This is a genomic window from Kitasatospora sp. NPDC023118 (assembly GCF_055560875.1).
Genome location: NZ_JBVHHW010000010.1, coordinates 169,301 through 192,365, shown reverse-complemented (window position 1 = coordinate 192,365; position 23,065 = coordinate 169,301). Strand labels below are relative to the sequence as shown.

Here is a 23,065-nt window from a genome sequence, read left to right as displayed (position 1 = left end):
CGGCGCGGTCCGGCGGCGCGGTCCGGGGGCGTGCCCACGTCCCGTCCGTCCGCCCGGCAAGCCACCACCCACCCCGCACACGTAAGGAACTCGACGCGATGAGCGCCTCCCGCAAGATTGCCTTCGTCGGCCTCGGCATCATGGGCAAGCCCATGGCCGTCAACCTGGTCAAGGCCGGCCATCAGGTGACCGGCTTCGACCTCTCCCAGGCCTCGATCGACGCCGTCATCGCGGCCGGTGGCCAGGGTGCCGCCAGCATCGCGGACGCGGTGAAGGATGCCGAGGTCGTCATCACCATGGTCCCGGCCGACCCGCACGTCGAGGCGGTCATCCTCGGCGAGGGCGGTGTCCTGGAGAACGTCAAGGCCGGCACCCTGGTGATCGACATGTCCTCGATCACCCCGCAGACCTCCATCAAGGTCGGCAAGGCCGCCCGGGAGAAGGGCGTGCGCACGCTGGACGCCCCGGTCTCCGGTGGCGAGGCCGGCGCGATCGAGGCAGTGCTGTCGATCATGGTCGGCGGCGAGGCCGCGGACTTCGCCGAGGCCAAGCCGCTGTTCGACGCGCTGGGCACCACGGTGATCCACGTCGGCCCCGACGGCGCCGGCCAGACCGTCAAGGCCGCCAACCAGCTGATCGTCGCGGTCAACATCCAGGTGCTCGCCGAGGCCGTGGTGTTCCTGGAGAACGCCGGTGTCGACCTCGCCGCCGCGCTGGACGTGCTCGGCGGCGGCCTGGCCGGCTCGACCGTGCTCAACCGCAAGAAGGCGAACATGCTCAACCGCGAGTTCGCCCCCGGCTTCCGGATCGACCTGCACCACAAGGACATGGGCATCGTCACCGACGCCGCCCGGGCCGTGGGCGCCGCGCTGCCGGTCGGCGCCGTGGTGGCCCAGCTGGTCGCCTCCGCCCGGGCCAACGGCGACGGTTCGCTGGACCACTCGGCGCTGCTGCGCGGCGTCGAGCGGCTCTCCGGCCGCGAGGTCAAGTAACCCCGACCAGGGCCTTCGGCCCGAACAAGCTCCTCCTGGCGGCGTGTACCTGATCCGGTCGTGCCCGCGCCGCCAGGAGGCCAGACCCGACCGGCGTGCGGGCCGGGGCTCATCCACCCGCCCGCCGGTCGATCCAACCGGTGACGCGCGCACCCTCCCCGGGGGCACTTCGGTCGTGCCTCGCGCGTCGCCTGGCCCCCTCCCCGCCGAGGGGAGCCCCTCGTACGTCGGAAGCGGGACGAGTGGGGGTACCTCCCGGCCGAAGGCTGGGGGAGAACGGCGGGGAGGGGGCCGCACCACCCGGGAGGGTCTCGCATCCCCGAGGCCATCGGACCCATGCTTGTCGAACCACCGCCAGACCCCGTACGGAAGTGAGGACCACGCGATGCCCCCCACCCCCCACCAGGGCCATGTGGTCGTAGCTCCGGACAAGTTCAAGGGCACCCTGGAGGGTGCCGAGGTCGCCGCCCGGATCGCCGCCGGCATCCGGCGCGCCGCGCCCGGCACCGAGGTGCGCGAGCTGCCCGTCGCCGACGGCGGCGAGGGCACCCTGGCCGCCGCGCTCGCGGCCGGCTTCACCCGTGTCGCGGCCAAGGTGGCCGGCCCGACCGGCCTGCCGGTGGACGCCGCGCTGGCCGTCCGCGGCGACACCGCCGTGGTCGAGCTGGCCCAGGCCTCCGGCCTCGCCCGGCTGCCCGGCGGCCGCACCGCCCCGCTCGCGGCCGGCTCCTACGGGGTCGGCCAGCTGATCGGCCGGGCGGTCGCGATGGGCGCCAAGCGGATCGTGCTGGGCCTCGGCGGCAGCGCCTGCACCGACGGCGGCGCCGGCATGGTGCAGGCGCTCGGGGTGTGCCTGCAGGACGCCGACGGCGCCGAACTGCCGCCCGGCGGGGCCGCGTTGCGCAAGCTCGACCGGATCGACGTCGGCCGCCTGGCCGAGCTGCTGACCGGCGTCGAGATCGTGGTCGCCTGCGACGTGGACAACCCGCTGCTCGGCCCGCGCGGCGCGACCGCCGTCTACGGCCCGCAGAAGGGCGCCGACGGGGACGACCTGGTGGTCCTGGAGGAGGGCCTGACCCGCTTCGCCGACCAGGTCGCCGCGGTCACCGGGCGCGACGTGCGGGAGGCCCCGGGCGCCGGGGCCGCGGGCGGGGTGGGCTTCGCCGCCCTCGCCCTGCTCGGCGCCACCATGCGACCCGGCATCGAGCTGCTGCTCGAACTGCTGGGTTTCGACGAGGCCGTGCGTGGGGCACGCCTTGTCGTCACCGGCGAGGGCTGCCTGGACGCGCAGACGCTCCATGGCAAGGCCCCCGCCGGAGTCGCCGCAGCGGCTGCCCGGGCGGGGGTTCGGGTGGCCGCTGTGGCGGGCCGGTTGGAGCTCTCCGAGCCCGAGTGGCGCGCGGCCGGCTTCACCGCCGCGATCGCCCTCACCGACCTGGCCGAGCAACCGGGGGACAGTATGACCAGGGCCGGTGAGCTGGCCGAGGTCGCGGGGGAGCGGCTGGCCGAGGAGCTGCTGCCGGGCTGAGCCCTCGTACGTTCCTCCATTGACGTTTTGTTGAAGGCAGGCCTAGGCTCCCGGCAATCCTTCGCCTCCACCCGTGTTCCACCACCCCAACTCCCAGGTTTCGGAGGTCCCCCATGCCTTTCAGCCAGCCGACGGTGATCCGCTCCCGTCGGGCGGTGCTGCCCGACGGTGAGCGCCCCGCGGACGTGCTGATCCGGGACGGGAAGATCGAGCAGGTCGCCGCGTACGGCTCGCTCACGGTCGGCGACAGCCAGCTCGTCGATCTCGGCGACACGGCCCTGCTGCCCGGCCTGGTCGACACCCACGTGCACGTGAACGAGCCCGGCCGGACCGAGTGGGAGGGCTTCGCCACCGCCACCCGGGCTGCCGCGGCCGGCGGCGTCACCACGATCATCGACATGCCGCTCAACTCGATCCCGCCCACCACCACGGTGGAGGGGCTGGCCGCCAAGCGGAAGACCGCCGAGGGCCAGGCCTGGGTCGACCTCGGCTTCTGGGGCGGCGCCGTCCCCGGCAACGTCCCGGACCTCGAACCCCTGTACCGGGAAGGCGTGTTCGGCTTCAAGAGCTTCCTCGCCCCCTCCGGCGTCGACGAGTTCCCGCACGTCGAGGGCGCCGATCTGGAGGCCGCGCTGGCCGAACAGGCCCGGATCGGGGCCCTGGCGATCATCCACGCCGAGGACCCCGGCGTGCTGGCCGCCGCGCCGCAGCAACCCGGCGCCCACTACCGGGACTTCCTCGCCTCCCGCCCCGCCGACGCGGAGACCGCGGCCGTTGCCCACCTGCTCGAAACCGCCCGGCGCACCGGCGCCCGGGTGCACATCCTGCACGTCTCCTCGGCGGCCGTGCTGCCGCTGCTGCGCCGGGCCCGCGAGGACGGCGTACGGGTCACCGCCGAGACCTGCCCGCACTACCTGACCCTCGCGGCCGAGCAGGTGCCGGACGGCGACACCGCCTTCAAGTGCTGCCCGCCGATCCGCGACGAGGCCAACCGGGACGCGCTCTGGGAGGCCCTGGGACGCGGTGAGTTCATCGCCGTCGTCTCCGACCACTCGCCGTCCACCCCCGACCTCAAACTGCTGCCGGAGTACGGCGGCAGCGGCGACTTCGCGGCCGCCTGGGGTGGCATCGCCTCGCTGCAGCTGGGCCTGTCGGCCGTCTGGACCGAGGCCCGGCGACGCGGCCACACCCTGGCCGACGTGGTGCGCTGGATGTCCGCCGGACCGGCCGAGCTGGTCGGCCTCACCGGCACCAAGGGCGCCATCGCGGTGGGCTGCGACGCCGACCTGGTCGCCTTCGATCCCAACGCTGAATTCGCCGTCCACCCGGGGGAGTTGCACCACCGCAACCCGGTGACCCCGTACGCGGGACGGACGTTGACCGGTGTCGTCCGCACCACCTGGCTGCGCGGCCGCGCGGTGGACACCGGCGCCGAGCCCTGCGGTCGTCAACTCACCCGGCCGGCCAGCTCCCTTTCCGACACCGCTTCTTGAACCGACACTGCCTGAACCCACACCGTCTTTCCGAGGAGAGTCAGTGACCACTGCCGACACCCCGAGCGCTCCCTTCACCGAGCTGGTCAACCTGGCCTCCCGGCTGCTCGGCGCGGGCGTCGTCGCCACCAATGAGGACACCTTCGCGGACGCGGAGAACCTGCTGGTCGCCAAGCCCGCCGAGTTCCGCCCGCACACCTTCGGTCACAAGGGCCAGATCATGGACGGCTGGGAGTCCAAGCGCCGCCGCGGCGTCTCCGCCGACCAGCCGCACCCCACCGACCAGGACCACGACTGGGCGATCGTCCGGCTCGGCGTCGGCGGCGTGATCCGCGGCCTGATCGTCGACACCGCCCACTTCACCGGCAACTACCCGGAGAGCGCCTCGGTCGAGGCCGCCTCCGTACCCGGGCACCCCTCGCCCGAGGAACTGCAGGACGCCGAGTGGACCGTCATCGTGCCGCGCACCCCGCTCCAGGGGGACACCGCCCACGAGTTCGCCGTCCAGGACGACACCCGCTACACCCACGTGCGGCTGAACATCTTCCCGGACGGCGGCGTCGCCCGGCTCCGGGTGCACGGCGAGGTGCTGCCCGACCCGCGCGAACTGGACGGCCTCACCTTCGACCTGGCCGCCCAGGAGTACGGCGGCGTCGCCGAGGCGGCCTCCGACCGCTACTTCTCCTCCCCGCACAACCTGAACGCTCCCGGTCGCGCCTCCGTCATGGGCGAGGGCTGGGAGACCCGGCGTCGGCGCGACAAGGCCAACGACTGGGTGCAGATCGCCCTGGCCGGGGGCGGTGAGGTCCTGGCCGCCGAGGTGGACACCACCCACTTCGTCGCCAATGCCCCCGGCTGGGCCGACCTGATCGGCTTCGACGCCTCGACCGGACAGGACCCGGCGGACGGCGAGTGGTTCGAGATCCTGCCCCGCACCCGCCTGCAGCCCGACACCCGGCACCGCTTCCGGCTCGACGTGGGCCGCCCGGTGACCCACGTGCGGATCAACGTCTACCCGGACGGCGGGCTCGCCCGCCTCCGGCTCACCGGCCGCCTCACCGAGGCCGGCCGCGCGGCCCTCGCGCTGCGCTGGTTCAACGCCGTCCCGGCCGCCGAGGCCGCCGCCGCGCTCGCCGCCGCCGGCCTGTCCGGCGAGGAGGCCGCCGCGCTGGCCGCCGCCCGCCCGCTGGCGGACCCGGCCGCGGCCACCGCCGCGGCGGCCGGCCTCCAGCCGGCCGACGGCCCCGACGGCGAGCACTCGGCCCGCCGCCGCTCGGCGCTCTGGCGCCTGCTCGGCGTCTGAGCCCCGCGCGCCCGCCCACCTCTCCACGCACCGCCTTATCGACACCTGAAGGACCCTCCATGTCCAAGATCCTGACCACGGAGTCCGGCGCCCCGGTCGCCGACAACCAGAACTCGGCCTCGGCCGGCGAGTACGGCCCGCTGCTGATCCAGGACCAGCACCTGCTGGAGAAGCTGGCCCGGTTCAACCGCGAGCGCATCCCGGAGCGCGTCGTGCACGCCCGCGGCTCCGGCGCGTACGGCTACTTCGAGGTCACCGACGAGGTGTCGCAGTACACCCGGGCGGCGTTCCTGTCCGAGGTCGGCAAGCGCACCGAGGTCTTCCTGCGCTTCTCGACCGTGGCCGGCAACCTGGGCGCCAGCGACGCGGTGCGCGACCCGCGCGGCTTCGCGGTGAAGTTCTACACCGAGGACGGCAACTACGACCTCGTCGGCAACAACACCCCGGTGTTCTTCATCAAGGACCCGATCAAGTTCCCCGACTTCATCCACTCGCAGAAGCGCGACCCGTACACCGGCGTGCAGGAGGCGGACAACGTCTGGGACTTCTGGGCCCACTCGCCGGCCTCGACCCACCAGATCACCTGGCTGTTCGGTGACCGCGGCATCCCCGCGTCCTACCGTCACATGAACGGCTACGGCTCGCACACCTACCAGTGGGTCAACGCCGAGGGCGAGGCCTACTGGGTGAAGTACCACTTCAAGACCAACCAGGGCATCCGCAGCCTGGACGGCGACCAGGCCGCCGAGGTGCTCGGCGCCGACGCCGACTCGCACCAGCGCGACCTGCACCAGGCCATCGAGCGCGGGGTGTTCCCGTCCTGGACCCTCTACGTCCAGCTGATGCCGGTCGCCGAGGCCGCGGACTACCGCTTCAACCCCTTCGACCTCACCAAGGTGTGGCCGCACGCCGACTACCCGCTGGTCAAGGTCGGCCGCCTGGTGCTCAACAAGAACCCGGAGAACGTCTTCGCCGAGGTCGAGCAGTCCGCGTTCTCGCCGAACAACTTCGTGCCCGGCATCGGCCCCTCCCCGGACAAGATGCTCCAGGGCCGCCTGTTCGCCTACGCCGATGCCCAGCGCTACCGCCTCGGGGTCAACCACACCCTGCTGCCGGTGAACGCCCCGCGCGCCACCGAGGCCAACAACTACGGGCGGGACGGCTCCATGGCCGTCAACAGCGCCGGCCGCGGCAAGAACTACGAGCCCAACTCGTACGACGGCCCGGTCCAGAGTGACAGCGCGCTCGCCGCGCCGGTCAAGGTGGACGGCTACACCGGCACCTACACCACGCCGGCCCACACCAAGGACGACGACTTCTTCCAGGCCGGCGAGCTGTACCGGCTGATGTCGGAGGGCGAGAAGACCCGCCTGATCAACAACATCGCGGGCTTCCTGGCACAGGTGACGCGGGAGGACGTGGTGGAGAAGAACCTGGCCCACTTCCACGCCGCAGACGAGGAGTACGGCGCCCGGCTCGAGGCCGCCGTCGCCAAGCTGCGCGCCGGCGACGAGAGCTGAGCCCGACTCGGGGCCAGGGACTGACTGCCTGACCGACCGACCCTTCCGCACCCTCACCGGCCGCCGGGGCCCGCACCCCGGCAGCCGGACGACGGGCCACTCCCCCTGGGCAGTGGGGGAGGGGCCCGTCGGGCGTCGCGCGGCTGTCGTCGTCTCGCAGGGTCCCGTGTGCGGGTGGGGCCCACTGGTACGAGTGGGGCCGCTCGTACCAGCGGGCCCCCCTTGTACCGGCGGGGCCCCCTTGTACCAGCCGACCGGCAGCTGCTCCACGGAATGTTCACCGATATTCACGGACAGCAGTTGCCGAGGCCACCTGATGGCTAGGCTGGAGGCTGCCCGCGGTCGCTCCGTGGGGGGACATCGGAAGGGGACGACATGTCGACACCAGCCCCGGGTCGTCACGCCGCGCTGGACCAGGGACTGCCGGGCCCGTTCACCTCCCTGCAGCACGCCCTCAGACTGCTGGAGGCCGTCGACCGGCACCCCGACGGCGCGACCCTGGTCGCCCTCGCGCGGGAGACCTCGCTCGGCCTGCCGACCGTCCGGCGGCTCGCGGAGCTCCTGGAGATCGAGGGCTACCTCCAGTGCCAGGACGGCGGTTGGGTGCTCGGCGGCACCTTCGCCCTGCTCGGCCAGCGCAACCGGGAGCAGCTCGTCAAGGCCCGGCTGAACCGCAAACTCGCTGAACTCCGGGACGAGTTGGGCGCTGCGGTGTATTTCGGCCGTTACCACGACGGGGAGTTGTCGGTCGAGGCGGTTTCGGCGGCCGACTACGCGCCGGCCGTGCAGGAGTGGGTGGACTTCCGTGCCACCGCGCACGCCAGCGCGATCGGCAAGTGCCTGCTCAGCCAGCTGGACGTGGACGGGCGGCGCGACCACCTCTCCCGGCACCCGGTTGCCCGGCTCACCTCCCGTACGGTCACCGACGCCGACCAGCTGATGCACCGGCTGGAGCGGCAGCCCGCGACGGTGCCGGTGCTGGACATCCAGGAGTACGCGCTCGGCACGGTGTGCGCGGCGGTGCCGATCACGGCGGGCAGCACGGTCGGCTGCCTGGCCACCTCGATGCCGGTGGGCAACATTCACAAGCTGAAGGCCGCCGCCGAACTGCTGGCGGCCCAGGCGGCGCCGCTGATGTTGGCGATGGCGGTCTGAGCCCAGGTCGTCGGGGGCTGCCCGGCTTCGCCCGGCCCCGCTCGACGGGCCCCGTCGGACGCATCGCGTCCGGCGGGGCCCGTCTGCTTCCCGTCTGCTTCCCGACGGAGTGTTTCCGAAGGCGCCCTCCGGTGCACATCACTTATTAGACTCAATGTCGATAAGGGGTGCCGAATCCCTTGTCGCCGCCGCTACCGGCGAGTACGTTTCCCTGAGCCGAGCCGCCGCTCCCAGGTCAGGAGGGCCTGCCATGCCCCGATCCACCCCCGTCCCCGCCCTCGCCGCCCCCGCCGTGCGCGTGCACGACAGCCTCGTCCTGGAGCCCCGGGACGTCCGCTTCGACTGGGCCCGACTGCCGCTGCACTGGATCCCGGACGAGCCGATGGCCACCCACGTCATCAACGTGCTGCACCTGCTGCTGCCCGAGGGTGAGCGCTGGTTCGTCAAGGTGTTCAAGGAGGCGCTGCCGCTCATCCGGGACGACCAGCTGCGCGAGGAGGTGCTCGGGTTCATCGGGCAGGAGGCCATCCACGCCGAGGCGCACCAGGAGGTGCTGGACCACCTGCTCGGCCAGGGGCTCGACCCGCGCCCGTACGTGCGGCAGATCGCCTGGCTGTTCCAGCGCATCCTGGGCGACAAGCCGGGCCTGACGCCGACACGGCAGCGGGAGAACGTCATCGAGCGGGTCGCCTTCATCGCGGCGATCGAGCACTTCACCGCCTTCCTCGGCAACTGGGCCCTCAACTCCCCGGGCCTGGACCGGGCCAAGGCCGACCCGACGATGCTCGACCTGCTGCGCTGGCACGGCGCCGAGGAGGTCGAGCACCGCAGCGTCGCCTTCGACCTGATGGTCCACCTGGACCCGGGCTACCTGCGCCGGGTGCGCGGGATGGCGGTGTCCGGGCCGCTGCTGGTCCACCTCTGGGTGCGCGGCGCCCGCTTCCTGCTGGCCGCCGACCCGACACTGAAGGGGCGCCTCAAGCCCACCTGGCGGGAGGCGGGGCGGATCGCCAAGCGCGGACTGCTGCCGGACCCGGTCCGGTCGATCCGCTCCGGGCTGCGCTACCTGCGACCGGGCTACCACCCGACCCAGGAGGGTTCCTCCAGCCAGGCGCTGGGCTACCTCGCCGTCTCGCCGGCAGCGCGCGCCGCCGCCGGGCGCTGACAGGTTTCAGTCGACAACTTTCAGTCGACGGATTTCAGCTTTCAGATGTCAGCTGACAGATAACAGATAACAGCAAACAGCTGACGTTATCTGTCAGCTGAAATCCGTCCCCCCGCCTCTCCCAAGGACCCGCCCGGATGGACCTGCTCACCCCGCCCCCCGACCTCTACGGCCGCCCCCGCGCCGATGCTTTCATCCGCTTCCTCACCGCCTTCGGCGACCGCTACTCCCCGGCCCTCGGTGGCCCCCTGCTGCGGCGCAGCCCCCGCCGCCCGCTCAGCCGACCCATCCCGCCGCTCCAGCTGGTGGTCGCCGCCCGTCGCGAACTCGCCGCCGACGTCATCGAGTTGAGCCTCGCCGACCCCTCCGGTGGCCAGCTGCCGCCCTGGCAGCCCGGCGCCCACCTGCGCCTCGCCCTGCCCTCCGGCCGCGAGCGCCACTACTCGCTCAGCGGCGACCCGGCCGACCGCCGCAGCTACCGGATCGCCGTCCGGAAGCTGCCCGAGGGCGGCGGCGGGTCCGTCGAGATCCACGACACCCTGCTCCCAGGCGCCCGCCTCACCGCCCGCAGCCCGCGCAACGGCTTCGCCTTCTGCGCCGAGCCCACCGTCCTGCTGCTCGCCGGCGGCATCGGTATCACCCCGCTGCTGCCGATGGCCCGCGAGGCCCAGCGCCACGGCCTGGACTGGCGGCTCGTCCACGTCGGCCGCAGCGCCGACACGCTCCCGTACGCGGACGAGCTGCGCGCCCTCGACCCGCACCGCGTGGTGCTGCGCACCGACGACGAGCACGGTGGCGTCCCCACCGGCGCCGAACTGCTCGCCCACGCCCCGCGCGGCGCCGCCGTCTACTGCTGCGGCCCGGCCCCGATGCTCGCCGCCGTCCAGGGGGCCCTGGACGAGTCCCCGGCCTCCGCCCTGCACTTCGAGCGCTTCGGTGCCGCCCCGATCACCAACGGCAAGCCCTTCGCCGTCCGGCTCGGCACCGACGGTCCGACCCTGGAGGTCCCCGCCGACCGCTCCGCCCTGGACGTGCTGCGCGAGGCCCGCCCGGACCTCCCGTACTCCTGCCACCAGGGCTTCTGCGGCACCTGCGAGGTCCGCCTGCGGTCCGGCACGCCCGACCACCGGGACCGCCGCCTCACCCCCGAGCAGCGCGCCGCCGGCGCCCTGCTGCCCTGCGTCTCCCGGGCCGCCGAGGGCGAGACCCTCGTGCTCGACGTCTGAAAGGAGCCTCCGATGTCCCCGATGGCGAATGCGATCCCGACGTTCCGCTACACCGAGCGCGACCTCGACCGCTTCCGCGAGACCCAGCAACTCGCGTACCACTGCGCCGAACAGGTCGCCGCCTGGATCGAACCGGGTGTCACCGAGCGGCAGGCCACCGCCGAACTGCGCCGCCGCCTGGTCGCCGCAGGGGTGCAGGACTTCTTCCACGTCCCCTTCGCCTGGTTCGGCGACCGTACGGCCTTCCGGCACTTCCACACCCCGCTGCAGTTCTTCGCAGGCAACCGCCGCCTTGAGGAGGGCATGCCGTACGTGCTGGACTGCGCGCCCGTCGTGGACGGCTACACCGCCGACATCGGCTACGGCGGCAAGGTCGGCGAGAACAAGGTGTGGGACCGTCTGGCCGCCGACCTCAAGGTCTACCGCGAGCTGATCCTCGCGGAGGTGCGCGCCCGCAAGCCGCTCAACGAGGTGTACGCGGCCGTGGACGCGCAGATCGCCGCGCACGGCTACGACAACCGCCACCAGGTCTACCCGGGGCGGGTGATCGGCCACCAGGTCACCCGCACCACCGTGCGCGGCCCGGCCGGGGTGAACGTCTTCGGCTTCGGCGTGCGCACCCTGCAGACCCTCGGCCGCGAGCTCATCTCCGAGCGCCTGCACGGCCGTTCACCGCTGTGGGCGGACGGCCGCTCGTCCCGGCACGTGCCCACCCCGGGCCTGTGGGCGGTCGAGCCGCACATCGGCTTCCGCGGCGTGGGCATCAAGTTCGAGGAACTGCTGGTGGTCACCGAGGACGACGCCTACTGGCTCGACGACGACCTCCCGCACGTCCGCCGCTGGACCGCCACCGACGAGCCGACCGCCACAGCCGAGCCGGCCGCCGCCGACCCGGCCGCCGCCCAGCCGACCGCCACCGACGAGCCGACCGCCCTGGAGGCCACCCGATGACGACCCCGACGACTCCGACGACCCCGATCCGCCGCCGGACCGTCCACTCCGGCGGCCTCCCGCTCGCCGTCTTCGAGCAGGGCGACCCGGACGCCCCCACCGTCCTCCTGGTGCACGGCTACCCGGACACCCACGCCGTCTGGGACGACATCGCCGCCGACCTCGCCCGCGACCACCACGTGGTCCGCTACGACGTGCGCGGCGCCGGCGAGTCGGCCGTCCCCGCGGACCGGGACGGCTACCGCCTGGAGCAGCTCGCCGACGACCTGTTCGCCGTCGCCGACGCGGTCAGTCCGGACCGCCCGGTGCACCTGCTCGCCCACGACTGGGGCTCGATCCAGTCCTGGGAGGCCGTGACCGCCCCCGGCGCCGAGCGCCGGATCGCCTCGTACACCACCATGTCCGGCCCGTCCCTGGACCACATGGGCTACTGGCTGCGCCACCGGTTGCGCCGCCCCACCCCGCGCCACCTCAAGCAGCTGCTCCACCAGGGCCTGCACTCCTGGTACATCACCGCCTTCCACCTGCCCTTCCTCGCCCCCGCCGTCTGGCGCCTCGGCCTGGCCCGGGCCTGGCCGCGAGTGCTGCGCGACCTGGAGCACGTCACCCCGCGCGCCGACCACCCGCAGCCCACGCTGCGCCGTGACGCGGTCCGCGGCATCGAGCTGTACCGCGCCAACTTCCGCCCCACGATGGGCAGTCCGCGTGAGCGGCCGACCCAGGTGCCGGTCCAGTTGATCACCCTCACCCGGGACCGCTACGTCGGCACCTACCTCTCCGAGGGCCTGGAGCGCTGGGTGCCCGAGCTGACCCGACGCACGCTGCACGCCGGCCACTGGTCGGCGCTGCTGGAGAAGGGAGCCACCGTGGCCGGCATGGTCCGCGAGTTCACCGCCCGAATCGAGACCGGGAGCGCGGGCGACGCCCGAACCGCCGAGGGCGACGGCCGGTTGGTGGTCGTCACCGGTGGCGGCAGCGGCATCGGCCGGGCCACCGCGCTGGCGTTCGCGGAGGACGGCGCCCGGGTGGTGGTCTGCGACCTCGACCTCGCGGCCGCCGAGCGCACCGCCGAACTCGCCTCGCTGATCGGCCCGACGGCGCACGCCTACCGGGTGGACGTCTCGGACGGCGCCGCGATGGACGCCTTCGCGCAGACCGTTGCCGCCGAGCACGGGGTGCCCGACGTGATGGTCAACAACGCGGGCATCGGCCACTCCGGGACTTTCCTGCAGACCACCGAGAAGGAGTGGCAGCGCGTCCTGGACGTCAACCTCTGGGGCGTGATCCACGGCTGCCGGGCCTTCGGCACCCTGATGGCCGACCGCGGCCAGGGCGGCCACATCGTCAACGTCTCCTCGGCCGCCGCCTACCTGCCCGCCAAGGCGCTCACCGCGTACGCCACCAGCAAGGCCGCGGTGTTCATGCTCTCGGACTGCCTGCGCGCCGAGTTCGTCGGCCACGGCATCGGCGTCTCCACCATCTGCCCCGGCATCGTCAACACCAACATCACCCGCACCTCCACCTTCTCCGCGACCACCGCCGCCGAGCAGTCCGCCAAGCAGGCCCGCGCCGCCAGGCTCTACGCCCGCCGCGGCTTCCCGCCGGAGAAGGTGGCCGCCGCCATCGTCGGCGCCGTGCGCACCGGCAAGTCCGTCGTCCCGGTCACCCCCGAGGCCAAGGCCGCCCGCCTGCTCTCCCGCCTCAGCCCCGGCCTGCTGCGCCTGGCCGCCCGTCTGAACGTGACCTGAAACCGCTCCGGGGCCCCTGCCGCCGCAGGGGCCCCGGCAGTCCCGGCAGCCCCGGCGACATCAGGAGTCGCAGCTTCCTGCCAACCCTCTCGGACCCGGCGACCGGCCACCCTAGGCTTACCGGCAGGTAACTCACGAGGGGAAGCAGGGACTGTGAAGAAGCGTCTGGTTTCGGTAGCGCTCGGTGCGGCCGGTCTGCTCATGGCGATGGCCCCGGGGGCCGTCGCGGCACCCGCCGCCGATGCGCCGAGCACCCAAACCTGCGACGGTGTGACGCTCACCGGTTCGCTGCCCGTCCCGCCCGCGGGCATGTGGTCCGGCAGACGGTGACGATCGGCTCGGACTGCAAGCCGCAGGAGGGCCCGGTGACCTACGTCCCGGCCGCCGCCCCGACCGCCCGCACCGCCGCCGCCAAGGCCCTGGCGGCGGGCACCACCGCCACTGGCCACCGCCGGATCACCAGCGCGAACGAGATGTACGACTGCTGCAACATCCGGATGACCGGTCTGTACACCACCTCCGACTGGGACACCGCCGACGGTCAGATCATCACCGCGGCCACCACCGTGACCCAGGGCTTCAACCGCGAGCCGTGGAACGCCGGCTGGTCGGTGGCCTCCGCCACCAACAGCTACTCCTGCACCTTCGACGTGCAGCTGCGCCACACCTTCGTCGGCTGGAACTGACAGCGCGGCTGCCAGGTGCAGTAGTCCCCGGCACCCCCCGATCCCAGCGGTCCGCGGCGGCAGGCCCAGCCATCGCGACGGCGTCGGGCCGACGGACCCCGGAACTGTCCGCCGACCCGGCCGTCCCGCTGACCCGAAAGGCCTCCCGGTCCCGCTCCCCGAGCGGCACCGGGAGGCCTTCCGTCGTCCGCTCCCGTCGGCAGCCATCAGCCGCCGTCATCCGCAGAACCGGCCTCCCCTACGATCGAGGCCCATGGAGATGACAACCGCCCTGTGGTCCTTCGCCCTCGTCGTGGGCCTGCTCACGCTCACGCCCGGGCTCGACACCGCTGACGCGAAGCCGGGCTCGGGTATGGCAGCGGGGCTCAGCGGTTGAGCCGCTACAGGCCCTCCAGGAGCTCGTCGGCGAGTCCGCACCTCCAGCGTGCCGCCGCCCGGCGGTCACGCGGAGTGACGATCAGGCGGCGTGCGTCCGGGGCGTCCCGGCGTCCTCGGGAGCGGCCGCCACGTCGTGGTGGATCGGTCCGTTCCCGGCGCTCAGCGGCAGGCAGCTGCCGCCGCGCCGGTGGGCGATGATCTCGGCGGCGACCGAGACCGCCGTCTCCTCGGGGGTGCGGGAGCCCAGGTCGAGGCCGATGGGGGAGCGCAGCCGGGCGAGCTCGGCGTCCGTCAGCCCGGCCTCGCGCAGCTTGGCCTCCCGGTCGCGGTGGGTGCGGCGCGAGCCCATCGCGCCGACGTAGCCGACCGGCAGCCGCAGGGCGCGCTCCAGCAGCGGGATGTCGAACTTGGCGTCGTGGGTGAGCACGCACAGTACGGTGCGCCCGTCGATCCGGCCGAGCTGGGAGTCGAGGTAGCGGTGCGGCCAGTCGACCACCACCTCGTCCGCCTCGGGGAAGCGGCGCGTGGTGGCGAAGACGGGCCGGGCGTCGCAGACCGTGACGTGGTAGCCGAGGAACTTGCCGATCCGCACCACGGCGGCGGCGAAGTCGATCGCGCCGAAGACCAGCATGCGGGGCGCGGGCACGTAGGACTCGACGAAGCAGGTGACGGTCCCCTGTTCGTGCTCGTCGCAGGGCCGTCCGTCCAGGCCGAGCACGATCCGGCCGGTCCGTCCGGCGTCCAGCATCGCCCGGGTCTCGGCGATGAGCGCCCGCTCCAGCGCGCCGACGGTGGACGGCCCCACCGAGAGCGCCCCGCAGGCGCCGTCGGCGGTGACCGCGAGGGTGGCGCCGAGCAGTCCGGCCGGTCCGGCGATCACCCGGGCGAGCGCGACCGGGGTCCCGGCGGCGATGAACGCGAGGCCCGCGTCCGTTCCGGGGTCCGCTCCGGGCACGACCGGCTGGACGAACACGTCGAGGATCCCGCCGCAGGTCAGCCCGACCGCGAAGGCGTCCTCGTCGCTGTAGCCGAAGCGCTCCAGCACCGGCTCGCCGCTCTCGATGGCGGCCTGGCACAGCTCGTACACCGCGCCCTCGACGCACCCGCCGGAGACGCTGCCGACCGCCTCCCCGGCCGCGTCCACGGCCAGTGCCGCCCCGGGGTCGCGCGGGGCGCTGCCGGAGACGCCGACCACGGTGGCCACGGCGAAGGAGCGCCCGGACGCGTGCCAGGCCTGCAGCTGCTCGGCGATGTCCTGCATGTCTGAGGCTCCTTACACGGTTTCGACAGTAGCGGGAGAGCCGCCGTACGGGAAACGATCCCGTACGGCGGCGCTGGTGCGCACAGGGGTGCCTAGTGCACGCCCAGCAAGGACTTGATCGGAGCGAGCGCGAAGTAGAGCACGAAGACCGCGGTGAGGATCCACATCAGCAGCCCGGGCTCGCGCCACTTGCCCTGGCCGGCCTTGATGACCGAGTACGAGATGACGCCGGCCGCGACGCCCGCGGTGATGCTGTACGTGAACGGCATCAGCACGCAGGTCAGGAAGGCCGGGATGGCGACCTCGCGGTCGGACCAGTCGATGTGCCGGGCCTGGCTCATCATCATCGAGCCGATCACCACCAGGGCGGCGGAGGCGACCTCGACCGGGACGATGCCGGCCAGCGGCGAGAAGAACAGCATCAGGGCGAACAGTCCGCCGGTGACGGTGGAGGCGAGGCCGGTCCGGGCGCCGTCACCGACTCCGGTCGCGGATTCGACGAAGACGGTCTGGCCGGACGCGCCCGCCAGGCCGCCGACCGCGCCGCCGGCGCCGTCGATGAACAGCGCCTTGGACAGACCGGGCATCCGGCCCTGCTTGTCGGCCAGTCCGGCCTCGGTGCCGACGCCGATGATGGTGGCCATCGCGTCGAAGAAGCCGGCCAGGACGAGGGTGAACACCGCGACCGAGGCGCTGATCGCGCCCAGGCCGTGGCCGCCGAAGGCACCGAACAGGTCGACGTGGCCGAACAGGCTGAAGTCGGGCGCGGAGACCGGGCTGCCGGGCCACACCGGGACGGAGTTCTTCCAGGCCGAGGCCGGCACGTGGGCGACCTTGTTGACGATCATCGCGAGCACGGTGCCGCCGGCGATGCCGATCAGGATCGCGCCCCGGATGCCGCGCGCCATCAGTACGAAGATGGCCAGCAGGGTGACGCAGAAGATCAGCACCGGCCAGCCGGTCAGCTCGCCGGCCGGGCCGAGCGAGAGCGGGGTGGGGCCGCCGGTGTGCATGAAGCCGGCCTTGTAGAGGCCGATGATCGTGACGAACAGGCCGATGCCGATGGTGATCGCGTGCTTGAGCGGCAGCGGGATGCCGTTCATGATCTTCTCGCGCAGTCCGGAGACCACCAGCAGCACGATCAGCAGGCCGTAGATCACGCACAGGCCCATGGCCTGCGACCAGGTGGTGTGGGGGACGACGAGCGCGGAGACCGCACCCGAGACGGAGAGCCCTGCCGCCAGGGCCAGCGGCACGTTGCCGACCAGGCCCATCAGGAGGGTGGTGACGGCGGCCGCGAGCGCGGTGGCGGTGGTCAGCGCGGCGTGGTCGAGCTTGACGCCGTTGACGTCCGCGCCGCTGAGGATCAGCGGGTTGAGCAGGATGATGTACGCCATCGCCATGAACGTGGTCAGACCGCCGCGCAGTTCGTTGGCGAGGGTCGAGCCGCGGGCCGAGATCTTGAAGTACGCGTCGAGCGCGCCGTTCGGGCGTGGTGCCGGGGACGAGGGGTGGGTCTCGTCCTCGGTGGGTCTGTCTGCTTCGGTGGTGCCGGGCTCCGTGGGGATCCTGGTCATGTCCACTCCCAAGTGTCAAAGGGGGTTGGGGTGGGCGAGCCGACCTGACTGCCAGTCAACGAAGTTGGCACAGGGGGACGGTATCGACTCACTGTGGGGGGGCACTCGTCGGGGAGTGCCAGCGGCGCAGATGAGGGTGGTGCGCACCACTGCGAAACCCCGGCGTGGGCAGGGCAGCGGGTGGGGGAGGCCCCCGGGGCGGTGGGGAAGACGCGTCACCGCCCCGGGGAGGTCCGTACGTCCGGAGGGTTCCGGAGCCCTCCGGAGGTCGTGCTTCCGGAGGTCGAACTGCCGGGATCAGCTGGGCTGTTCGGTGGTCAGGTGCTCGGGCCGGACCGGGATCCGGTTGAGCGCCAGGCCCGTGGCGTTGCGGATGGCCGCCACGATCGAGGGCGTCGCCGACACGGTCGGCGCCTCGCCGACGCCGCGCAGCCCGTACGGGGCGTGCGGGTCGGGAAGTTCGAGGACGTCCACCGGGATCGGCGGAGTGTCCAGGATGGTGGGGATCAGGTAGTCGGTGAAGGAGGCGTTGCGCACCTTGCCGTCCCGGACGATGATCTCCTCCATCACCGCGAGCCCGAGCGCCTGGGTGCAGCCGCCCTGGATCTGGCCGACCACGGAGAGCGGGTTGAGCGCCTTGCCGACGTCCTGGACGGCGGTCAGCTCGACCACCTTGACCAGGCCCAGCTCCACGTCCACGTCCACCACCGCGCGGTTGGCGCAGAAGGTGTACTGGACGTGGCCGAAGCCCTGGCCGGTCTCCTTGTCGAAGGCCTGGGTGGGCCGGTGGTGGTGCTCGCGGGTGAGGTCGATGGCCTCGTCGCCGAGCAGGTCCACCATGGAGACCAGCACACCGGCGCTCTCCGAGATGACCTTGCCGCCGGCCAGCGTGATGTCCTTGTGGGTCCAGCCGTAGCGCCGGCGGCCCTTCTCGACCAGCTCCCGCCGGACGGCCTCGGCGGCCAGCTTCACCGCGCCGCCGGTCATGTAGGTCTGGCGCGACGCGGAGGTCGAACCGGCCGACCCCACCTCGGTGTTGGCCGGGTGGATGGTGACCTGCTCGACGCCCAGCTCGGTGCGGGCGATCTGGGCGTGCACGGTGACGCCGCCCTGGCCGACCTCGGCCATCGCGGTGTGCACCATGGCGACCGGCTCGCCGCCGATCACCTCCAGGCGCACCCGGGCGGTGGAGTAGTCGTCGAAGCCCTCGGAGAAGCCGACGTTCTTGATGCCGACCGAGTAGCCGACGCCGCGCACGATGCCCTCGCCGTGCGAGGTGTTGGACAGCGCGCCGGGCAGCGCGCGGACGTCCAGGTGCGCGGTGTCCAGCGGCGGCGGCAGCGGCATCTCCTTGGCGCGGCGCAGCAGTTCGGCCACCGGCGCGGGCGAGTCGATCTGCTGGCCGGTGGGCATGAAGTCGCCCTCCGACATCGCGTTCAGCTGCCGCAGCTCCACCGGGTCCATGCCGAGTTCGGCCGCCAGCTTGTCCATCTGCGACTCGTAGCCGAACGCCGCCTGCACCGCGCCGAAGCCGCGCATCGCCCCGCAGGACGGGTTGTTGCTGTAGAGCGCGATGGCGTGCATCTTGACGTTCGGGATCACGTACGGGCCGTGTCCGAGCGAGGCCGCGTTGCCGACCACGGCGGGGGAGGCGGAGGCGTACGCGCCGCCGTCCAGCACGATCCGGCAGTCGGCGAAGACCAGCTTGCCGTCCCGGGTCGCGCCGTGCTCGTAGTGCATCCGCGCCGGGTGGCGGTGGACGTGGCCGTAGAAGGACTCGTCCCGGGAGTAGACGATCTTGACGGGCTTGTCGGTGTGCTGGGCCAGCAGGCAGGCGTGGATCTGCATCGAGATGTCCTCGCGGCCGCCGAAGGCGCCGCCGACGCCGGCCAGGGTGAGCCGGACCTTCTCCTCCGGGAGGTCCAGCACCGGGGCCATCTGCTCGCGGTCCACGTGCAGCCACTGGGTGGCGATGTAGAGGTCGATGCCGCCGTCCTCGGCGGGCACCGCGAGGCCGGACTCGGGGCCGAGGAAGGCCTGGTCCTGCATGCCGACCTCGTAGTCGCCGCTGACGATGACGTCCGCCATCGCCCGCACCTCGTCGGTCACGCCGAGGCCGGAGACCAGCTTCTGCTCGTGGCAGATGTTGCCGTACGCGTGCGACTTGTACTCGTGCGGCTCGTGCACGTACCCGTGGGTCTCCGGGTCCAGGCACTGCTCCTCGGTGACGATCGGGGTGAGCACCTCGTACTCGACCTTGATCTTCTTCACCGCGCGGCGGGCCGTCTCCGGGTGGTCGGCGGCGACCAGCGCGATCGCCTCGCCGTGGTACCGGATCTTGTCGATGGCCAGGACCGGCTGGTCCTGGATCTCCAGGCCGTAGTACTTGGAGCCGGGGATGTCCTCGTGGGTCAGCACCGCGTAGACGCCGGGTACCTTGAGCGCCTCGGAGATGTCCACCGAGAGGATGTTCGCCCGGGGGTGCGGCGAGCGCAGCGCCATACCCCACAGCATGTCCTCGTGCCACATGTCCGACGAGTACGCGAACTCGCCCTTGACCTTCAGGTTGCCGTCCGGGCGCAGCGGCGAGCCGCCGATGCCGTCCTTGGACGCCTGGTTGATGTTCTGCAGGTTCTTCTGACCCTGGATGGTACGGGCAGTCATGCCGAACCAGCCCCCTCACCGGCGCACTTGCGGGCGGAGGCGAGCCGCACCGCGTCCATGATCTTCTCGTAGCCGGTGCAGCGGCACAGGTTGCCCGACAGCGCCTCGCGGATGTCGTTGTCGCTCGGCTGGGCGTCGCGCTCCAGCAGCGCGTCGGTCTGCACCAGCAGGCCCGGGGTGCAGAAGCCGCACTGGACCGCGCCGGCGTCGATGAACGCCTGCTGGACCAGGCCCAGTTCGCCGTCCTCCTCGGCCAGGCCCTCGACCGTGCGCACCTCGCGGTCCTGCACCTGGCCGGCCGCGACCAGGCAGGAGCAGACCGGCACGCCGTCCAGGTAGACGGTGCACGAGCCGCACTCGCCCTGCTCGCAGGCGTTCTTCGAGCCCGGCAGGCCGACGCGCTCGCGCAGCACGTAGAGCAGGCTCTCGCCCTCCCACACGTCGTCGGCCTCGACCGGCTTGCCGTTGGCGGTGAACGTGACTCTCATGCCGCGCTCCTGATCTGCTTGCTGTAGTCGTTCCAACACCACGTGAGGGTGCGGCGGGCCATCACGGCCAGCGCGTGCCGCCGGTAGTCGGCGGTGCCCCGGACGTCGTCGATGGGTGAGGCGGCGGCCTTCACCAGCTCGCCGAAGCGCTGGATCACCTCGGTGCCCAGCAGCTCACCGGACTGCCAGAGCCCGCGCTCGGCGAGCACGCCCTGCAGGTACTCCTCGGCCTCGACGGCGCGGCGCGGCGTGGGGGCAGCCGAACCGATACCGGTGCCGACGGTTCCGTCCTTGGGGTGCAGGGCGAAGCCGAACGCGCAGACCGCGATCACCATGGCGTTGCGGGTGCCGATCTTCGAGAACTGCTGCGGGCCGTCCGCGACCGGGATGTGCACGGCCCGGATCAGCTCGTCCGCCTCCAGGCAGTTGCGCTTGACTCCGACGTAGAACTCGTCGATCGGGATCATCCGGGTGCCGCGCACCGAGACCGCCTCGACGAACACGTCCCGCCCGGCCGCCAGCAGCGCCGGGTGGGAGTCGCCGGCCGGGGAGGCCGCGCCCAGGTTGCCGCCGACGCCGCCGCGGTTGCGGATCTGCGGGGAGCCGACGGTGTGGGCCGCCAGCGCGAGCCCGGGCAGCGGCCCGGACAGCTCCGCGATGATCCGGGCGTACGGGACGGAGGCGCCGAGCCGGACGACGCTGCCGTCGTTCGTCCATTCGGTGAGCTCGGTGACGCGGTTCAGGTCGAGAATCGCGGATGGCCGGTGCACGTCGAAGTTCAGCTCGACCATGACGTCCGTGCCACCCGCGATGGGCAGCGCGGTCGGGTACTCAGCCTTCGCCGCGAGAGCCTCGTCCCAGGTGGCGGGCCGAAGGAACTCCATGCGGGTGTCTCCTCAAGTCTTCGCCGACCGGGTGTCCGGTGGCGTGTCGCCCAGTGAACTCCTGTGACGGGGGCCACTGGCAGTCACCGATGGCATGAAGCCCCGGCTGTGGTCCCGCCCGGCATCCTGTACGTTCCTCTAAGGAGACAATCCCGCAGCCCAGGTGTTCGCCGAGTGCTACCTACGACCGTAATCCGGCCGTGACGGACGGGCTACGGGCCCGTGACCCGACGGCCCGCTGGTACGTAACACCGAGCACACGTGTTCGGGCACACTGTCACCCCCGGACCGGATGTCCGACCACCGCTTCCCCTCGATCAGGCCCCCTGATCCCCGTTCCAGCCCTCGTTCCAGCCCTCGTTCCAGCCCCTGTTCCAGCCCCTGTTCCAGCCTTCTGGTCCAGCCCCCCGTAAGGAGTCCGCGGATGCGTGTCCGTGACCTGCTCGCCCCCGGCGCCCCGCGACTGCGCCTGCTCGCGGCCGAGGAGGAGCTGGACCGGCAGGTCAGCGGTGTGATGACCACGGACCTGCACGACCCCGGCCGCTACCTGCACGGCGGCGAGCTGGTGCTCACCGGGATGCTCTGGCGCGCCGGCCCGGCCGACTCCGAGCGCTTCGTCCGGACCATCGCGGCCGGCGGCGCGGTCGCCCTGGCGGCCGGCGAGGCCGAGGTCGGCCCGGTGCCCGAGGACCTGGTCGAGGCCTGCCGCCGGCACCGGATGCCGCTGCTGGCCGTCCCCGACGACATCGCCTTCGGCACCGTCACCGAGTTCATCGGCCGTCAGGTCTCCGCCGACCGCGCCGCCGACCTCGCCGCCCTGGTCGACCGGCACCGGCTGCTGGTCTCGGCGGCCGGCGGCGGCGGGCTGGACGCCGTGCTGGACCTGCTCGGCGGCGACCTCGACCTGGACTGCTGGGTGCTCACCCCGACCGGCGCGGTGATCGCCGGCCCCGCCGACCGGCTCACCGCCGAGGACCGCGACCAGCTGGTCCGCGCCCACCTCGCCGCCCAGCGCCAGCGCCGCCGCCCCCCGCACCGGGCCCGACTGGCCGGCGGCTCCTACTCGCTGCTGCCCGCCGCGGCCTCCGCCGAGCACGAGGCGCCGCTCGCCGACTGGCTGCTCGCGGTCGCCGGCGACGTCACCGAGTGGACCACCAAGCGCCAGCAGCTCGCCGACAACCTGGCCCGGCTGGTCGCCGCCGAACGCCACCGCCGGGACGAGGGCCGCAGGCTGCGCCGCCGCCTGGCCGACGAACTGCTCGCCCTGCTGCGCCGCGACGCCGACCCGGCGGAGATCAGCCGCACCCTGCACGCCTCCTCGGCGATGGCCGCCCGCTACGAGAGCCCCGAGCCCAAGTCACAGCCCCAGGACGACTCCTGGCTGGTGCTCAGCGCCGAGGGCACCGGCCTGCCCGAGGGCATGGTGCGGGCCGTCCTGGAGGAGGCGCTCGGCGGCACCACCGACCGCGCGCTGGTCGCCGGCTCGGGCAACGGCGCCGTGGTGGTGCTGCCCGCCCTGGACAGCCCGGTGCCCGCCGACACCCTGCGCGACCTGCTCGCCCCGCTGGAGGCCGGACTCGGCTCGGAGGGACGGATCACCCTCGGCGTCTCCGCCCCCGCCTCCGGGGCCGGCGGCCTGCGCGGCGCCCTGGAGGAGGCCCGGCACGCCCGCCGGATCGCCGCCGCCCGGGTCGGCCGGGTCTGCGTGGCCGGCCCCGAGGAGCTGGCCTCGCACGTGCTGCTGCTGGCCGCCGTCCCGGACGAGGTCCGCCGCGCCTTCCGCAGCCGGCTGCTGGACAAGGTGATCGCGTACGACATCGAGCACCAGGCGGATCTGGTGCGCACCCTGGAGGCCTTCCTGCGCTCGGACGGCTCCTGGACCCGCTGCGCCGGGCAGCTGCACGTCCACGTCAACACCCTGCGCTACCGGATCGGCCGGATCGAGGAGTTGACCGGGCGGGACCTCTCCCGGCTGGAGGACCGGGTGGACTTCTACCTGGCGCTGGAGCTGGCCTGACGGCACCTGGCCCGGGAGGACGCCGGGGG

At 72.8% G+C, this 23,065-nt stretch carries 19 protein-coding genes; 14 read left to right on the top strand and 5 right to left on the bottom strand.

Going from position 1 to position 23,065, the window contains the following annotated elements:
• Positions 1-98: 98 nt before the first annotated feature.
• From ACZ3UD_RS15615 to ACZ3UD_RS15555, 13 genes are all read left to right on the top strand, one after another.
• The gene (locus ACZ3UD_RS15615; protein WP_465586758.1) at positions 99-992 is read left to right on the top strand and encodes a 2-hydroxy-3-oxopropionate reductase; all 894 of its coding nucleotides are present in this window, start codon (positions 99-101) and stop codon (positions 990-992) included.
• A gap of 385 nt (positions 993-1,377) precedes the next feature.
• Positions 1,378-2,520, top strand: coding sequence for a glycerate kinase (locus tag ACZ3UD_RS15610; RefSeq protein ID WP_465586755.1), 1,143 nt, complete (start codon positions 1,378-1,380; stop codon positions 2,518-2,520).
• 113 nt (positions 2,521-2,633) lie between these two features.
• Complete coding sequence (allB, locus tag ACZ3UD_RS15605) at positions 2,634-4,013, top strand: allantoinase AllB (RefSeq protein ID WP_465586753.1); 1,380 nt, start codon at positions 2,634-2,636, stop codon at positions 4,011-4,013.
• 43 nt (positions 4,014-4,056) lie between these two features.
• The gene (gene alc / locus ACZ3UD_RS15600; protein WP_465586750.1) at positions 4,057-5,316 is read left to right on the top strand and encodes an allantoicase; all 1,260 of its coding nucleotides are present in this window, start codon (positions 4,057-4,059) and stop codon (positions 5,314-5,316) included.
• Positions 5,317-5,375: 59 nt separating this feature from the next.
• On the top strand, positions 5,376-6,836 hold the full coding sequence (locus tag ACZ3UD_RS15595) for a catalase (protein WP_465586748.1): 1,461 nt from the start codon (positions 5,376-5,378) through the stop codon (positions 6,834-6,836).
• Between the two features lie 375 nt (positions 6,837-7,211).
• The gene (locus ACZ3UD_RS15590) at positions 7,212-7,991 is read left to right on the top strand and encodes an IclR family transcriptional regulator (RefSeq protein WP_465586745.1); all 780 of its coding nucleotides are present in this window, start codon (positions 7,212-7,214) and stop codon (positions 7,989-7,991) included.
• 250 nt (positions 7,992-8,241) lie between these two features.
• Positions 8,242-9,156 carry a metal-dependent hydrolase gene (locus ACZ3UD_RS15585; RefSeq protein WP_465586742.1) on the top strand — a complete coding sequence of 305 codons (915 nt, stop codon included), beginning with the start codon at positions 8,242-8,244 and terminating at the stop codon, positions 9,154-9,156.
• A gap of 137 nt (positions 9,157-9,293) precedes the next feature.
• Entirely contained in the window at positions 9,294-10,382 is a 1,089-nt protein-coding gene (locus tag ACZ3UD_RS15580; protein ID WP_465586739.1) for a PDR/VanB family oxidoreductase, read from the top strand.
• Positions 10,383-10,394: 12 nt separating this feature from the next.
• The gene (locus ACZ3UD_RS15575; protein WP_465586735.1) at positions 10,395-11,333 is read left to right on the top strand and encodes a M24 family metallopeptidase; all 939 of its coding nucleotides are present in this window, start codon (positions 10,395-10,397) and stop codon (positions 11,331-11,333) included.
• Positions 11,330-13,081 carry an SDR family oxidoreductase gene (locus ACZ3UD_RS15570; protein WP_465586732.1) on the top strand — a complete coding sequence of 584 codons (1,752 nt, stop codon included), beginning with the start codon at positions 11,330-11,332 and terminating at the stop codon, positions 13,079-13,081. Before ACZ3UD_RS15575 ends, ACZ3UD_RS15570 begins: the two co-directional genes overlap by 4 nt.
• A gap of 153 nt (positions 13,082-13,234) precedes the next feature.
• Complete coding sequence (locus tag ACZ3UD_RS15565) at positions 13,235-13,411, top strand: hypothetical protein (protein WP_465586729.1); 177 nt, start codon at positions 13,235-13,237, stop codon at positions 13,409-13,411.
• A 35-nt stretch (positions 13,412-13,446) separates the two neighbouring features.
• A complete protein-coding gene (locus tag ACZ3UD_RS15560) occupies positions 13,447-13,767 on the top strand; it encodes a hypothetical protein (protein WP_465586726.1) in 321 nt (106 codons plus the stop codon).
• A gap of 253 nt (positions 13,768-14,020) precedes the next feature.
• Positions 14,021-14,143 (top strand): hypothetical protein, encoded by a 123-nt coding sequence (locus ACZ3UD_RS15555; RefSeq protein WP_465586724.1) that lies wholly within the window; start codon positions 14,021-14,023, stop codon positions 14,141-14,143.
• 81 nt (positions 14,144-14,224) lie between these two features.
• On the opposite strand, the gene ACZ3UD_RS15550 is transcribed toward ACZ3UD_RS15555, so the two are convergent.
• The 5 genes from ACZ3UD_RS15550 to ACZ3UD_RS15530 all read right to left on the bottom strand — a co-directional run bounded on the left by ACZ3UD_RS15550 (position 14,225) and on the right by ACZ3UD_RS15530 (position 21,019).
• On the bottom strand, positions 14,225-15,406 hold the full coding sequence (locus ACZ3UD_RS15550) for an XdhC family protein (RefSeq protein WP_465586721.1): 1,182 nt from the start codon (positions 15,404-15,406) through the stop codon (positions 14,225-14,227).
• Positions 15,407-15,498: 92 nt separating this feature from the next.
• Positions 15,499-16,983, bottom strand: a complete 1,485-nt coding sequence (locus ACZ3UD_RS15545; RefSeq protein ID WP_465586719.1) for an NCS2 family permease — start codon at positions 16,981-16,983, stop codon at positions 15,499-15,501.
• 297 nt (positions 16,984-17,280) lie between these two features.
• A complete protein-coding gene (gene pucD, locus ACZ3UD_RS15540; protein ID WP_465586716.1) occupies positions 17,281-19,647 on the bottom strand; it encodes a xanthine dehydrogenase subunit D in 2,367 nt (788 codons plus the stop codon).
• Positions 19,644-20,135: a (2Fe-2S)-binding protein gene (locus ACZ3UD_RS15535; protein ID WP_393024483.1), complete on the bottom strand. Its 492-nt coding sequence runs from the start codon at positions 20,133-20,135 to the stop codon at positions 19,644-19,646. The genes pucD and ACZ3UD_RS15535 overlap by 4 nt, the downstream gene beginning before the upstream one ends.
• The gene (locus tag ACZ3UD_RS15530) at positions 20,132-21,019 is read right to left on the bottom strand and encodes an FAD binding domain-containing protein (RefSeq protein WP_465586712.1); all 888 of its coding nucleotides are present in this window, start codon (positions 21,017-21,019) and stop codon (positions 20,132-20,134) included. The genes ACZ3UD_RS15535 and ACZ3UD_RS15530 overlap by 4 nt, the downstream gene beginning before the upstream one ends.
• A gap of 424 nt (positions 21,020-21,443) precedes the next feature.
• Between ACZ3UD_RS15530 and ACZ3UD_RS15525 the strand changes: the two genes are divergently transcribed.
• Complete coding sequence (locus ACZ3UD_RS15525; protein WP_465586710.1) at positions 21,444-23,036, top strand: PucR family transcriptional regulator; 1,593 nt, start codon at positions 21,444-21,446, stop codon at positions 23,034-23,036.
• Positions 23,037-23,065 lie beyond the last annotated feature (29 nt).

What these genes read in the sequence shown, in the direction of transcription:
- ACZ3UD_RS15555 (WP_465586724.1), top strand. Translation starts at nt 14,021, where the DNA reads ATGGAGATGACAACCGCCCTGTGGTCCTTCGCCCTCGTCGTGGGCCTG.
- ACZ3UD_RS15585 (WP_465586742.1), top strand. Translation starts at nt 8,242, where the DNA reads ATGCCCCGATCCACCCCCGTCCCCGCCCTCGCCGCCCCCGCCGTGCGC.
- ACZ3UD_RS15590 (WP_465586745.1), top strand. Translation starts at nt 7,212, where the DNA reads ATGTCGACACCAGCCCCGGGTCGTCACGCCGCGCTGGACCAGGGACTG.
- ACZ3UD_RS15575 (WP_465586735.1), top strand. Translation starts at nt 10,395, where the DNA reads ATGTCCCCGATGGCGAATGCGATCCCGACGTTCCGCTACACCGAGCGC.
- allB (WP_465586753.1), top strand. Translation starts at nt 2,634, where the DNA reads ATGCCTTTCAGCCAGCCGACGGTGATCCGCTCCCGTCGGGCGGTGCTG.
- pucD (WP_465586716.1), bottom strand. Translation starts at nt 19,647, where the DNA reads ATGACTGCCCGTACCATCCAGGGTCAGAAGAACCTGCAGAACATCAAC.
- ACZ3UD_RS15545 (WP_465586719.1), bottom strand. Translation starts at nt 16,983, where the DNA reads ATGACCAGGATCCCCACGGAGCCCGGCACCACCGAAGCAGACAGACCC.
- ACZ3UD_RS15615 (WP_465586758.1), top strand. Translation starts at nt 99, where the DNA reads ATGAGCGCCTCCCGCAAGATTGCCTTCGTCGGCCTCGGCATCATGGGC.
- ACZ3UD_RS15580 (WP_465586739.1), top strand. Translation starts at nt 9,294, where the DNA reads ATGGACCTGCTCACCCCGCCCCCCGACCTCTACGGCCGCCCCCGCGCC.
- ACZ3UD_RS15610 (WP_465586755.1), top strand. Translation starts at nt 1,378, where the DNA reads ATGCCCCCCACCCCCCACCAGGGCCATGTGGTCGTAGCTCCGGACAAG.
- ACZ3UD_RS15595 (WP_465586748.1), top strand. Translation starts at nt 5,376, where the DNA reads ATGTCCAAGATCCTGACCACGGAGTCCGGCGCCCCGGTCGCCGACAAC.
- ACZ3UD_RS15535 (WP_393024483.1), bottom strand. Translation starts at nt 20,135, where the DNA reads ATGAGAGTCACGTTCACCGCCAACGGCAAGCCGGTCGAGGCCGACGAC.
- ACZ3UD_RS15570 (WP_465586732.1), top strand. Translation starts at nt 11,330, where the DNA reads ATGACGACCCCGACGACTCCGACGACCCCGATCCGCCGCCGGACCGTC.
- ACZ3UD_RS15530 (WP_465586712.1), bottom strand. Translation starts at nt 21,019, where the DNA reads ATGGAGTTCCTTCGGCCCGCCACCTGGGACGAGGCTCTCGCGGCGAAG.
- ACZ3UD_RS15525 (WP_465586710.1), top strand. Translation starts at nt 21,444, where the DNA reads ATGCGTGTCCGTGACCTGCTCGCCCCCGGCGCCCCGCGACTGCGCCTG.
- ACZ3UD_RS15550 (WP_465586721.1), bottom strand. Translation starts at nt 15,406, where the DNA reads ATGCAGGACATCGCCGAGCAGCTGCAGGCCTGGCACGCGTCCGGGCGC.